The following is a 13,020-nucleotide window of genomic DNA, read 5'->3' as shown; positions in this document are numbered from 1 at the left end:
CCCCCTCCCTTTCCCCGCCCCACGAAACGAAAGGCGTTGGCCTTCCCATGCCCGAGCTGGTGTTCTTCTCCGGAACGATGGACTGCGGAAAGAGCACCCTCGCTCTGCAGATCGAGCACAACCGCTCGGCCCGCGGTCTGCAAGGGATGATCTACAGCCGCAACGACCGCGCGGGCGAGGGCAAACTGTCGTCCCGGCTCGGCCTGGTGACGGACTCCGTCGAGGCGGGCGAGGGGTTCGACTTCTACGCCCATGTGGTCGGCCACCTCTCCGCGGGCGGCCGGGTGGACTACGTCATCGCGGACGAGGCCCAGTTCCTCGCCCCCGAGCAGGTGGACCAGCTCGCCCGGATCGTCGACGACCTCGAACTCGACGTCTTCGCCTTCGGCATCACCACCGACTTCCGCACCCGGCTCTTCCCCGGCTCGCGGCGGCTGGTCGAACTCGCCGACCGCATCGAGGTCCTCCAGGTCGAGGCCCTCTGCTGGTGCGGCGCCCGCGCCACCCACAACGCCCGGACGGTCGGCGGGCAGATGGTCGTCGAGGGGGCCCAGGTCGTCGTCGGCGACGTCAACCAGCCGGAGACGGTGGTGGGTTACGAGGTGCTGTGCCGCCGTCACCACCGCCGGCGCCTCACCGCGGCGGCGGCCCGGGCCGCCGCGCTCTCCCCGGACGTGCTGCCCGTGGACCCCGAGCCGGTGGCCCCCGAGCAGGCGGGTGGCGCGGCTAACGAGGTGACCGCACCAGCGTGAGGACGGCCCCCTCCGGGTCCGCGACCGACGCCGTCCGCCCCGCCGGCCCGTCCTGCGGGGCCTCCAGCACCCGTCCGCCCAGCTCCTCCGCGCGCCGGACGGCGGCGTCGGTGTCGGCCACCTCGAACCAGGTCGTCCACCGCGGGTGCCGCACCGCGGCCCCGACGCCGCGCACGGAGGCGACGGGCCGGCCGTCCAGGTGCAGGACGAGCCGGTCGGAGTCGACGGACCCGGCCGGCTTGATCTCGTAGGGGAAGAGCGCCTTGTAGAACTTCACGGCGACGGCCGCGTCATGGGTCAGCAGTTCGTGCCACACGGCCGTCCCGGGCACCCCGGGTGCCGACGGCGCGGGGGGCTCGTGCGGCTGCCGGACGCCGAAAGGGGCGCCGGCCGGGTCGGAGGCCAGCACCAGGCGGCCCGTGTCCCCGGTGGCGAGCGGGCCCACCCCCACCGTGCCGCCCGAGCAGCGGATCCACTCCGCCGTCACATCGGCGTCGGCACTGGCCAGATAGGTGGTCCACTCCCTCGGCAGCCGCCGGTCGGGCGGCAGTTCGCCGAGCCCCGCGACCTCGCGGCCGTCGAGCACGGCGCGGACGCAGGGGCCGAGCCGGCAGGGCCCGGGGCTGTCGTAGCTCCAGCCGAAGAGGCCGCCGTAGAACTCCTTCGTCGCCCCCAGGTCGTGCACCAGCAGGCTCGTCCAGCACGGGGTGCCCGGGACGTGCCGGACCTGCCCCTCGCTCCGCTGCGGGGCGGACCCCCATACCTCGGTCATCGTCGCTCTCTCCTCGGACCATCGTGGTGGCCGCGCGGCGCTCCCATGGCCTGACGGCACGGGCGGAACTCCCGTGGACTGCGGCGCGCGGGGTGGTGCGGGACGGTGCCTGAGCAGATGGTTGCACCACCGGTCGTGTCATGCCCCCCGGCCGCGCCGGATGACACTGGTTCCCGTGGGATCCAGCAGGAAGAGGCCGGAAATCGTGTTTCGCTTCCGTTTCGGGGCTCTTGCCGTCCAGTATCGATCGGTCGTGCGCTGTCCCGCCAGGGTGCCTGTCGGACGCAGAGGTGACTACGCCAGGATGGCCCGCATGAATCCGATCATCAGCGCAAGGGAATTGGCGGAGCTGCTCGCGGCGGGGGAGCGGTCGCCGCGGCTGCTGGACGTCCGCTGGCAGTCGGGCGGCCCGTCGTGCCGCCCGGAGTACGCCGCCGGCCACCTCCCCGGTGCCGTCTACCTCGATCTGGAAGAGGAACTGACGGGTCCGAAGGTCCCCGAGGGCATGGGCTGCCGCCATCCGCTGCCCGACCCGGCCGTGTTCGGGGCCGCGATGCGCCGCGCCGGTGTCTCCGCGGCCGACGACGTGATCGTGTACGACGGCGGCCAGAACTGGGCCGCGGCCCGCACCTGGTGGCTGTTGCGCTGGACGGGGCACCCGTCGGTGCGGGTGCTCGACGGCGGCGTGGCCGCGTGGACGGCCGCGGGCGGCGAACTCACCGACGAGGTACCGGAGGTCGCCGAGGGCGACTTCGTGCCGGCTCCGGGCGCGGTGCCGCTGCTCGACGCGGACGGCGCGGCCGCGCTCGCCCGCCGGGGCGTGCTGCTGGACGCCCGCGCGGCGGAGCGCTATCGCGGCGAGGTGGAGCCGCTGGACCCGGTCGCGGGCCACATCCCGGGCGCGCTCTCCGCCCCGACCACCGAGAACGTGGACGCGGGCGGGCTGTTCCGGCCCGCCGCCGAGCTGGCCGGGCGCTTCTCCGCGCTGGGCGCGGTGCCGGGGGCCGAGGTGGGCGTCTACTGCGGGTCCGGGGTCTCCGGCGCGCACGAGGTGCTGGCGCTGGCCGTGGCGGGCGTGCCGGCCGCGCTGTACGCCGGTTCGTGGAGCGAGTGGACGGCGGACCCGTCCCGTCCGGTGGCCACGGGGGCACAGCCGGGCTGAGCCGGGCCGCGCTCGGATTCCCGGGCCGGGCATGCCGATCGCCGGGCGCACGGGCCCGGCGATTCAGGCAAAAGGGTTACGCGGGAGCGGACGTACGGAACCACGCGAAAGGGGCAGAGCGGGGCGGGCGACGCCGCCCTCACTCCTGTTTCTTGCGCCGCGTCCCGAAGACGATCTCGTCCCAGCTCGGGACCGCGGCCCTGCGGCCCGGCCGGACGCCGTCCGCCTCGGCCTGCCGGTCCGTGGTGCCGATCAGCCGCTCCCGGTGCCCGGCCACCGACCGGGGCATCAGCACGTCCGCGTACGCCGAACCGGCGCTCGCCGCCGGGGCGGGCGGCTCGACCGCCTCCGCCTCCTCCGCCGGGACCTCGCCCGGCGGCGCCGACGGCGGCTCGGGTACGACCATGTCGCCCCGGAAGCTGGGCACGGCCTCCAACAGGCTGGTCAGGGAGTCGCGCTCCTTGGCGGCCTCCTCGGCGGCGGGCGCCGCGACGGCCGCCGGGGCCTCGACGGGCTCCGCCACCGGGCGGTCCTGCGGCCGCTCCCGGGGCAGCCGGGCGATGCGCGGAACGAAGGGGAAGCTGGGCTCCGGGGTGTCCTCGGTCTCCCCGATCAGCGCCCGCGCCTCGTCGTCCAGCGCAGAGACGATCCGGCGCGGCGGATCGTAGGTCCAGCTCGCGGCCCTCGGCTCCCCGGCCACGCGGTAGACCAGCAGTACCTCCCAGGTGCCGTCGTCGCGCCGCCACGAGTCCCACTGCGCGGTGTCCTTCTCGGCGCCGCGCAGCAGCAGGCGCTCGGCCACGGCCTCACCGAGCTGCGGCCCGGTGCTCTCGCCGGGGCGGCGCACGGGGGTCTTGCGGGCGCGCTCGGCCATGAAGGCGCGCTCGGCGAGGACCGGGCCCTCGAAGCGGCGCACGCGTTCCACGGGGATGCCGGCGAGCTGGGCGACCTCCTCCGCGGAGGCGCCGGCCCGGATCCTGGCCTGGATGTCGCGGGGCCTGAGGTGGCTCTCCACCTCGATCTCGATCTGCCCCAGGCGCGCGCGGTCGTTGCGCACGGCGGCGCGCAGCCGCTCGTCGATGGGAAGGGTGTACTCCGTGCTGTCCGCAGCCTTGAGCACCAGCCGTGTGCCGTCGTTGGAGACGGCCACGACACGCAGTTCGGGCATGGGGACCTCCCGGGTGGTGCCTGCCGACGTCACGTGCGTCGCTGCTTCCGCTGGTCGAGTGTGGCCTGCCCGGGTAGCAGCCTGCCACAACATTGCCGGGTTGACGGGGGCGAGAGCCGCCCGGGCCCCTCCCGTTGGGTCCGGGCAACCGGACGGGATACCGGGGCCGGGCTCGCCACAGTACTCCATTCGGACCACTGGGGGTGGAGCGGCGCGCCATCGATGTTCACGTCCGGCAAGGGAGTTGATTGCCCCCTCTTGCGCCGGAGACCTTCCCACGGGTGGCGAGGTTCACACAATCACCGGATTCGGAACTGTTCGTTACGCTCGAATGTCCCTTCTGAGTGCAAGAGGCGCGAAAGGTTCGACAGAGGCTGGAGATGGACGACAAAGCCGAAAGTGGCGCAAAAGCCAAGGGCAAACGCCTGGACTTGAGCGTCGCCCAGGTGGCGGGCAGTGCGCTGGCCGCGGTGATCGCCGCCCTGCTCGCCGGCAAGCTCGGTGTCTACGGCACGGTGATCGGCGCGGGCGTCGTCAGCGTGGTCGCCACCACGGGCGGCACGGTCTTCCACCACCTGTTCAGACGGACCGGCGAGCAGGTGCGCGACGCGGCCGTGCAGGCCGCGCGGCCCCGGCTGCGCCAGGTGCCGCTGGGCGACGCGGAGCGCGCGGTCGGCCGGGCGCGCGCCGCCGACGCCTCCGACGCCGCGGCCGGGCACCCGGGCGCGGCGCTGCCGCCGGACCCGGACCGGACCGAGCTGTTCGCGCGGATCGGCACGGACCGTGACGAGGACGCGACGCGGATGCTGCCGGAAGCGCACGCCGGTGCGTACCCCGGCGCGTACGCCAGTGCGCACTCCGTTCACGGCTCCGAAGCGTTTTCCGGGGAGTTCTCGGCCGGCACGACGCACGGCACCCGGTGGCGCGGCTGGAAGCGGCCGTTTCTGGCCGCCGGCGCGGTCTTCGTCCTCGCCATGGGCGCGGTGACGGCGGTCGAGCTGGTGTCGGGGCAGAGCGCCGACGGCACCAAGGGCGGCACGACGATCATGCGCTCCTTCCAGCAGGACGGCCAGAAGAAGCCGAAGGGCGACGACAAGGGCGGAACGGGCGGCGAGCACGGCCGGGACGGCTCCCACGGCACCGGTTCCGGGACCGACGAGGGCGCGGACGGGAGCCAGGACCCGTCGCGCTCGCCCGGCACGGGCGGCTCCGGGACGACGGACGGCCAGGACGGCAAAGACGACGGCACCGGCAAGGGCGACGCGACGCCGTCCCCCGACGCCTCGCGGCCCGCCGGCGGCTCCGGCGGGCAGACGCCGGACCCGGGGAAGTCCCCGTCGGGCGGCTCCACGCCGAGCCCGGACCGGACCCCGGACCCAGGCGGCTCGCCGGACGCCGGCAAGGGCGGCACGGCCGAGGGCAAGGGCGGCGCGAGCGCGCCGCCGGCCCAGGGGAAGGGCACAGGGGCCTGAGCGGGACTCCGCTGCTCTGCCCCTCCGCTCTGATCCCCGCCGCTCCGGACCCGCGGGGGCCCGGAGCGGCGAGCCCGGAGCAGCGGAACGTTTCCTCGACGGCTCAGTCGCCGAGCACCCGCCGCAGATACGGGTTCCCGAACACCCGGTCGGGGTCCAGCCGGTCCCGCACGGCCGTGAAGTCGGCGAACCGCGGGTAGGCCCCGGCCAGGTACGAGGCGTCCCGGCCGTGCAGCTTCCCCCAGTGCGGCCGGCCGCCGTGGGCGGTCATGATCTCCTCCGCGGCCGAGAAGTACGCCCGGTACGGCGCGCCCCGGTACATGTGCACCGCGAGGTAGACGGTGTCGCGCCCGGAGGCGGTCGACAGCCAGACGTCGTCGGCGGGCGCGGTCCGGACCTCGACGGGGAAGGCGACCCGCAGCCGCCGCCGCTCGATGACCGCCCGCAGCTCGCGCAGCGCCGGGACGGCGGCCTCGCGCGGCAGCGCGTACTCCATCTCCACGAAGCGGACCCGCCGGGGGCTGGTGAAGACCCGGTAGGGGATGTCGGTGTACGTACGGGCGGACAGGGCGCGGCCGGTGACGCGGGCGATGGAGGGCACCGCCGCGGGGACCGCCCGGCCGACCGCGCACACCGCGCCGAACAGCCCGTTCGACAGCAGCTCGTCGTCCACCCAGGCGCCGACGCGGCCGAGCGGCGCGGCGGGGCCCTGGCTGCGGTTGTTGCGCTTGGTGGTGCAGCACTCGGTGTGCGGGAACCAGTAGAACTCGAAGTGCTCGTTCTCCGTGGCGAGCCGGTCGAACTCGGACGTGACCTGTCCGAAGGACATCGGTTCCTCGCACGCCGTGAGCAGGAACTCCGGCTCCACGGCGAAGGTGATCGCCGTGATCACGCCCAGCGCGCCGAGGCCCACCCGGGCCGCCGCGAACACGTCCGGGTGCTCGGTCGCCGAGCAGGAGAGCACCGAGCCGTCCGCGGTGACCAGCTCCAGGGCCGTGACCTGCGCGGCGATCGAGGCCGAGTCGCGGCCGGTGCCGTGGGTGCCGGTGCTGACGGCGCCGGAGACCGTCTGCTCCATGATGTCGCCCATGTTCGTCAGCGACAGGCCGCGCGCGGACAGCGCCCGGTTGAGATCGGCGAGCCGGGTGCCGGCCCCCACGGTCACCGTGCCGGCCGCGCGGTCGACGGACCGTATCCCGGCCAGCCGGTGCGGGCGGATCAGCACCCCGTCCGTCGCGGCCGTGGCCGTGAACGAGTGGCCCGAGCCGGCGGCCTTCACCCGCAGCCCGTCCGAGGCGGCGGACGCCACCGCCCGGGCCAGTTCCGGGACCGTCTCCGGAGTGATCGTCCGGAGTGGGAAGGCGGTGACGTTCCCCGCCCAGTTACGCCACACGCTCGTCTTCGCCGACGCCGTGGTTCGTGCCCTTGCTGGTGTCTCCGTCATGTGCGCCAGACCCTCCCCTAGGCCGCGGGACGGACGTCCCGGTCCGCCGGGACACCCGCTCCGGCGCCGACCGCAGTCGGCGGTACCCGAGGAACGCCCCGACGGCCGCCAGCGCTCCCGCCACACCGGGCACCGCGTACCCCGCGCCGGCCCCCAGGGCGTCCACCACCGATCCGGCGGCGGACGAGCCGAGTGCCGCCCCGACCGCCATCCCGGTGCTCGCCCAGGTCATGCCCTCGGTCAGGTTCGCGCGCGGTACGTGCTGCTCGACCAGGGCCATGGTGGTGACCATCGTGGGTGCGATGGCCAGGCCCGCGAAGAAGAGCGCGACGGTCAAGGACGCCAGGTTCCCGACCAGTTGGAGGGGGATCATACTCACGGCCATCGCGCAGACCCCGACGAGCCAGCGGCGGGCGGGATCGCCCTTGGGGCGCAGCAGGCCGAACACCGTACCCGCGATGCAGGAGCCGAGCGCCCACACGGCCAGGACCACGCTGGACAGCGCCTTGTGGCCCAGTTCCTCGGCGAACGCGACGGTCACGACCTCGATCGAGCCGAACAGGGCGCCCAGCGCCACCGAGGTCCCCACCAGGACCCGCAGTCCGGCCGAGCGCAGGGCGGAGCCGCCCCCGCCGTGCGCGGTCCCGGACGGCGGCGGCTCGGTGGCACGCTGGGAGGTCAGCCAGAAGACGCCGAACAGCAGGAAGAGGCCCGCCAGCAGCGGCCCGGCCTCCGGGAACCAGCCGGTCGACAGGCCGATGGCGAGGACCGGGCCGACGATGAACACGAGCTCGTCGATCACGGACTCGGCGGAGTAGGCGGTGTGCAGGTGACCGGGGGAGTCCTGGTAGAGGGCCGCCCAGCGGGCCCGCACCATCGCGCCCACGCTGGGCACCGCGCCCACGCCGATCACCAGGACGAAGAGGGTCCAGTGCGGCCACCGCAGCCGCGCGCCGAGCAGCAGGCAGGCCGTCGCGGCCACCGAGAACAGGGTGGCCGGCCGCAGGACGCGCCGCTGCCCGTACCGGTCGACCAGCCGCGACACCTGCGGCCCCATCGCCGCCGTGGCCAGGGCGAGCGCCGCCGAGAGCGCCCCCGCGAGTCCGTACTCCCCGGTGATCTCGGAGATCATCGTCACGATGCCGATGCCCATCATCGACAGCGGCATCCGGGCGAAGAGCCCGGCCGCGGAGAAGCCCTTGGCACCGGGCGCGGCGAAGATCGCGCGATACGGACTGGACAAAAGCCGGCTCCGCCCTGAGGAAGAGGAACGAGGGGTTCATGACGAGGGTGCCGCAGGGGCCTTCGATGGCCCATACAGGTTACGGGTGAACCTCTGTTCGCCGCGCGGTATTTCCCGCCTTCCCCGTACGCCTCCGCACTTCGGCCCGCCATGCCGGGTGACGCGGCTGTCAGTGGGGGGTGGCAGGATCGTAGCCATGTCGGATCAGCCAGCCCACGCCCCGTACGACGCCCTGCTGCTGCTCTCCTTCGGCGGCCCCGAAGGCCCGGACGACGTCGTCCCGTTCCTGGAGAACGTGACGCGCGGGCGGGGCATCCCCCGCGAGCGGCTCAAGGAGGTCGGGCAGCACTACTTCCTGTTCGGCGGCGTCAGCCCCATCAAGGACCAGAACCGCGAACTGCTGCGCGCCCTGCGCGAGGAGTTCGCGGCGGGCGGCACCGACCTGCCGGTCTACTGGGGCAACCGCAACTGGGCGCCGTACCTGACCGACACCCTCCGCGAGCTGGTACGCGACGGCCGGCGCCGAGTGCTCACCCTCGCCACCAGCGCGTACGCCTCCTACTCCGGCTGCCGCCAGTACCGGGAGAACCTGGCCGACGCGCTGGCCGCCCTGGAGGCCGAGGGACTGCCCGTCCCGCGCGTCGACAAGCTGCGCCACTACTTCAACCACCCCGGCTTCGTCCGCCCCATGACCGACGCCACCCTGGCCGCCCTCGCGGAGCTGCCCGAGGACGTCCGGGCCGGCGCCCACCTCGCCTTCACCACCCACTCCATCCCCACGGCCGCCGCCGACACCTCCGGCCCCGCCGAGGACCACGGCGACGGCGGCGCCTACGTCGCCCAGCACCTCGACGTGGCCCGGACCATCGCCGACGCCGTGCGCGAGGAGACCGGGACCGACCGGCCCTGGCGGCTGGTCTACCAGTCCCGCAGCGGCGCCCCGCACATCCCGTGGCTGGAACCCGACATCTGCGACCACCTGGAGGCGGTGCACGCCGACGGCGCCCCCGCCGTGGTGATGGTCCCCATCGGCTTCGTCTCCGACCACATGGAGGTCAAGTACGACCTCGACACCGAGGCCAAGGCCAAGGCCGTCGAGCTGGGCCTGCCCGTCGCCCGCGCGGCGACCGTGGGCGCCGACCCGCGCTTCGCCGCCGCCGTCCGCGAGCTGGTCCTGGAGCGGGCCGCCGCCGAGCGCGGGGAGCGGCCCGAGCGCTGCGCGCTGGGCGCCCTGGGCCCCTCGCACGACCTCTGCCCCGTCGGCTGCTGCCCGGCCCGGGCGCCCCGCCCCGCCGCCGCCGGCGCGGACAGCCCCTACGCGTGACCCCGCCGCGCACCCCCCCATCAGGCAAGGAGCACCCGTGAACGCCCCCACCGACGCCCTCAAGGCCGAGCTGCTGTCCGTGGCCCTGGAGGCCGCCGAGCGGGCCGGCGCGCTGCTGAGGGACGGCCGCCCCGCCGACCTCGGGGTCGCGGCCACCAAGACCAGCCCCATCGACGTCGTCACCGAGATGGACCTCGCCTCCGAGAAGCTGATCACCGGCTTCCTCGCCGAGCACCGCCCCGACGACGGCGTCCTGGGCGAGGAGGGCGCCAGCACCCCCGGCACCAGCGGGGTGCGCTGGGTGGTCGACCCCCTCGACGGCACGGTCAACTACCTCTACGGACTGCCGTCCTGGTCGGTCTCCATAGCCGCCGAGTACGCCGGCGAGACGGTCGTCGGCGTGGTGGCCGCGCCCCTGCGCGGCGAGACCTACCGGGCCGTCCTCGGCGAGGGCGCCTGGCTCGGCGACCGCCGACTGCGCGTCCGCCCCGCGCCCGCCTTCGGCCAGGCCCTCCTCGGCACCGGCTTCGGCTACCTCACCGCCCGCCGCGCCGCCCAGGCCGAGGTGGTCCGCCGGCTGCTCCCCGAGGTCCGGGACGTCCGGCGCGGCGGGTCCGCCGCCATCGACCTCTGCGACGTCGCCTGCGGCCGGCTCGACGGCTACTACGAGCGCGGGCTCAACCCCTGGGACCTCGCGGCCGGCGACCTCGTCGCCCGCGAGGCGGGGGCGCTCACCGGCGGCCGCCCCGGCGCGCCCGCGTCCGGCGAGCTCGCCGTCGCCGCCCCGCCCGGCTTCTTCGAGCCCCTCCAGGCCCGCCTGGAGGAACTGGGCGCCTGGCACGACTGACCCCGGCGCCCCGGCGCGTACGGCGGCACACACGGCGGAGCGCCCCGGCGCACGAGGCACCGGGGCGCTCTCCCCGTTGGTGGCGGGTCAAGGGTCAGGCGGCGCTGACCTCGACGCCGTGCTCCGCGGCGAGGCGGTGCAGGTCCTCCAGCTCCGCCTGTTCCATGTCGACGAGAAAGTCGTCTCCGCTGCGGCGGGCCCGGTCGAGATCACTCCGCGTGGTCTCTATGCGCTGCAGAATGCCGGCGGTGAACGCGTCCATGCTGCGCCCCCTCCTGGGTCGGCTCGGTGGCACGGGGGTGTGCCGGGGGGTTCCCCGGACGGTGGCCGGGGAAGACGATCACGTGCGTGGTGGTCCCCCGCGGTGCCGCGTGGTCATGGCGCACCACGGGATGGGGGTCGTGATCGCGGGTGTGCAGACGTCTTCCCCACCCCCGTCCGCGCGGAAACCTCCCGTCCGCAATCGGACGGGAACCCGCCGCCGGCGGCGGCCCAGGAGCCCCTTACAGCCGGTTTATCGGTGTTCGGGGCAGGATGGAGGGCACCACCGGTGGCCGTCCGGCCTGCCCGCAGGGCCGCCGGGACCACCCCCGCACCCCAGGCCCGTCGGGCCCCCTGAGGAAGGAAGAGCCCCGTGCGCGTACTCGTCGTCGAGGACGAGCAACTGCTCGCCGATGCCGTCGCCACCGGACTGCGCCGGGAGGCCATGGCCGTCGACGTCGTGTACGACGGGGCCGCCGCCCTGGAGCGCATCGCCGTCAACGACTACGACGTGATCGTCCTCGACCGCGACCTGCCGCTGGTCCACGGCGACGACGTCTGCCGCAAGGTCGTCGAGCTCCAGCTGGCCACCCGCATCCTGATGCTCACCGCCTCCGGCGACGTCAGCGACCGCGTCGAGGGCCTGGAGATCGGCGCCGACGACTACCTGCCCAAGCCCTTCGCCTTCAGCGAGCTGATCGCCCGCGTCCGGGCGCTGGGCCGGCGCACCACCGTCGCCCTCCCGCCCGTGCTGGAGCGGGCCGGCATCCGGCTCGACCCCAACCGCCGCGAGGTGTTCCGCGACGGCCGCGAGGTGCAGCTGGCGCCCAAGGAGTTCGCGGTGCTGGAGGTGCTGATGCGCAGCGAGGGCGCCGTCGTCTCCGCCGAGCAGCTGCTGGAGAAGGCGTGGGACGAGAACACCGACCCCTTCACCAACGTCGTCCGCGTCACCGTCATGACGCTGCGCCGCAAGCTCGGCGAGCCGCCCGTGATCGTCACGGTCCCCGGCTCCGGATACCGGATCTGACCCGATGGCCTCCACGCCCCCCTCCCCGGCGAACACGCCGCCGGCGGCCTCCCAGCCCCCACCCCGGCCCGCGGCCCCGCCACGGCCCGCCTGGGACCCGCGCCAGCCCGTCGTCCGGCCGTTCCCCTGGCTGCGGCCCACCATCCGCATACGGCTCACCCTGCTCTACGGCGGGATGTTCCTGATGGCGGGCGTCCTGCTGCTCACGATCATCTACCTGCTGGCGGCGGACGCCATGCGGGAGGGCAGTTACCTGCCGTTCCGCTTCATCGACGGCAACCTGGAGAGCACCAGCAACGCCTGTCCCTCCCTCCGCCCCGGCCGGATCGACGCCCGGGAGCTGGAGAACGCCGTCCAGGTGTGCATGAACCACCAGCGCGCCATAGCCCTCAACGGCCTCCTCCGGCGCTCGCTGCTGGCCCTGCTCGGCCTGGCCGTGATCGCGTTCGCCTTCGGCTACGCCATGGCCGGACGCGTCCTCTCGCCGCTCGGGAAGATCACCCGCACCGCCCGCCGGGTGGCCGCCACGGACCTGACCCGGCGGATCGAGCTGGGCGGCCCGGACGACGAGCTGAAGGAGCTCTCGGACACCTTCGACGAGATGCTGGACCGGCTGGAACGGGCCTTCACCGCGCAGCAACGTTTCGTGGCCAACGCCTCGCACGAGCTGCGCACCCCCCTGGCGATCAACCGGACGCTGCTGGAGGTCCACCTCTCCGATCCCGGGGCGTCACCCGAGCTCCAACAGCTGGGCAAGACGCTGCTGGCGACCAACGAGCGCAGTGAACAGCTCGTCGAGGGCCTGCTGCTGCTCGCCCGCAGCGACAACGAGATCGTGGACCGCAAGCCCGTCGACCTGGCCGAGGTGGCCTCGCAGGCGCTCGACCAGGCCCGCGGGGAGGCCCAGACCAAGGGCGTGGAGCTGCGGGGCGAGCGGCTGCCCGCCGTGGTGCAGGGCAACGGCGTCCTGCTGGAGCGCGTCGCGCTGAACCTGGTGCAGAACGCCGTCCGGTACAACGTGCCGGACGACGGCTGGGTGGAGGTGACCACCGAGTCCCGGCCCGGCGAGGCCGTGCTGGTGGTGGAGAACACCGGGCCCGTGGTCCCCGCCTACGAACTGGACAACATCTTCGAGCCGTTCCGCAGGCTGCGCACCGAGCGCACCGGCAGCGACAAGGGCGTGGGCCTCGGCCTGTCCATCGTGCGGTCGGTGGCCAGGGCGCACGGCGGCCGGATCACCGCGGAACCGCGCGAGGGCGGCGGGCTGGTCATGCGGGTGGTGCTGCCCGTCTGAGGGGAACGCGCGGGGGCCGTGGCAGGCACCTGACAGACTCCGCCGGGCGCGGAATTCTGCGACAATGGCGCGGACACGGGTTCGCTTTGGGCGGAATTTTCCTGGTCTGATGAACGCTGTCTTCGTGTGTGATCGATCACACGGAGGGACATCCGGCCATCCACTCTCCGTGATCGGATCCCCTACGGGAACGCCTGGAAAATGGGGGTTTCCGGGGGTCTTGATCACGGGAAGTACAGGAGATGGCGCTGCCA

At 74.2% G+C, this 13,020-nt stretch carries 12 protein-coding genes; 7 read left to right on the top strand and 5 right to left on the bottom strand.

What is annotated here, in order from left to right; genetic code table 11:
* The first annotated feature begins 47 nt into the window (after positions 1-47).
* Positions 48-752: a thymidine kinase gene (locus K7I03_RS07820; RefSeq protein ID WP_185943305.1), complete on the top strand. Its 705-nt coding sequence runs from the start codon at positions 48-50 to the stop codon at positions 750-752.
* On the opposite strand, the gene K7I03_RS07815 is transcribed toward K7I03_RS07820, so the two are convergent.
* On the bottom strand, positions 727-1,524 hold the full coding sequence (locus tag K7I03_RS07815) for a VOC family protein (protein ID WP_185943304.1): 798 nt from the start codon (positions 1,522-1,524) through the stop codon (positions 727-729). The two genes, K7I03_RS07820 and K7I03_RS07815, sit on opposite strands and share 26 nt — an antisense overlap.
* A gap of 313 nt (positions 1,525-1,837) precedes the next feature.
* Here K7I03_RS07815 and K7I03_RS07810 point away from each other — a divergent pair, with 313 nt between their 5' ends.
* Positions 1,838-2,686, top strand: coding sequence for a sulfurtransferase (locus K7I03_RS07810; protein WP_185943303.1), 849 nt, complete (start codon positions 1,838-1,840; stop codon positions 2,684-2,686).
* A gap of 139 nt (positions 2,687-2,825) precedes the next feature.
* On the opposite strand, the gene sepH is transcribed toward K7I03_RS07810, so the two are convergent.
* A complete protein-coding gene (gene sepH / locus K7I03_RS07805) occupies positions 2,826-3,887 on the bottom strand; it encodes a septation protein SepH (RefSeq protein WP_185943302.1) in 1,062 nt (353 codons plus the stop codon).
* A gap of 347 nt (positions 3,888-4,234) precedes the next feature.
* On the opposite strand from sepH, the gene K7I03_RS07800 reads away from it, so the two are divergent.
* Positions 4,235-5,326, top strand: a complete 1,092-nt coding sequence (locus tag K7I03_RS07800; RefSeq protein ID WP_185943301.1) for an ICP22 family protein — start codon at positions 4,235-4,237, stop codon at positions 5,324-5,326.
* Positions 5,327-5,429: 103 nt separating this feature from the next.
* Here the strand turns inward: K7I03_RS07800 and K7I03_RS07795 are convergent, their stop codons facing one another.
* The gene (locus tag K7I03_RS07795; RefSeq protein ID WP_185943300.1) at positions 5,430-6,770 is read right to left on the bottom strand and encodes a D-arabinono-1,4-lactone oxidase; all 1,341 of its coding nucleotides are present in this window, start codon (positions 6,768-6,770) and stop codon (positions 5,430-5,432) included.
* Positions 6,709-8,013, bottom strand: a complete 1,305-nt coding sequence (locus K7I03_RS07790; RefSeq protein ID WP_185943299.1) for an MFS transporter — start codon at positions 8,011-8,013, stop codon at positions 6,709-6,711. The genes K7I03_RS07795 and K7I03_RS07790 overlap by 62 nt, the downstream gene beginning before the upstream one ends.
* A gap of 196 nt (positions 8,014-8,209) precedes the next feature.
* Between K7I03_RS07790 and K7I03_RS07785 the strand changes: the two genes are divergently transcribed.
* On the top strand, positions 8,210-9,337 hold the full coding sequence (locus tag K7I03_RS07785; protein ID WP_185943298.1) for a ferrochelatase: 1,128 nt from the start codon (positions 8,210-8,212) through the stop codon (positions 9,335-9,337).
* Between the two features lie 37 nt (positions 9,338-9,374).
* Entirely contained in the window at positions 9,375-10,184 is an 810-nt protein-coding gene (locus K7I03_RS07780) for an inositol monophosphatase family protein (RefSeq protein WP_185943297.1), read from the top strand.
* A gap of 94 nt (positions 10,185-10,278) precedes the next feature.
* Here the strand turns inward: K7I03_RS07780 and K7I03_RS07775 are convergent, their stop codons facing one another.
* Positions 10,279-10,446: a hypothetical protein gene (locus K7I03_RS07775; protein WP_004949318.1), complete on the bottom strand. Its 168-nt coding sequence runs from the start codon at positions 10,444-10,446 to the stop codon at positions 10,279-10,281.
* Positions 10,447-10,818: 372 nt separating this feature from the next.
* On the opposite strand from K7I03_RS07775, the gene K7I03_RS07770 reads away from it, so the two are divergent.
* Together K7I03_RS07770 and K7I03_RS07765 are read left to right on the top strand one after the other, a co-directional pair.
* The gene (locus tag K7I03_RS07770) at positions 10,819-11,472 is read left to right on the top strand and encodes a response regulator transcription factor (RefSeq protein ID WP_004949316.1); all 654 of its coding nucleotides are present in this window, start codon (positions 10,819-10,821) and stop codon (positions 11,470-11,472) included.
* A 4-nt stretch (positions 11,473-11,476) separates the two neighbouring features.
* Positions 11,477-12,766: a sensor histidine kinase gene (locus K7I03_RS07765; protein ID WP_185943296.1), complete on the top strand. Its 1,290-nt coding sequence runs from the start codon at positions 11,477-11,479 to the stop codon at positions 12,764-12,766.
* The last annotated feature ends 254 nt before the right edge of the window (positions 12,767-13,020 follow it).

The sequence above is a fragment of the Streptomyces mobaraensis genome (assembly GCF_020099395.1).
Lineage (GTDB): Bacteria > Actinomycetota > Actinomycetes > Streptomycetales > Streptomycetaceae > Streptomyces.
The sequence above is the reverse complement of the archived record's forward strand: the minus strand, read 5'-3'. Positions and strand labels throughout refer to the sequence as shown.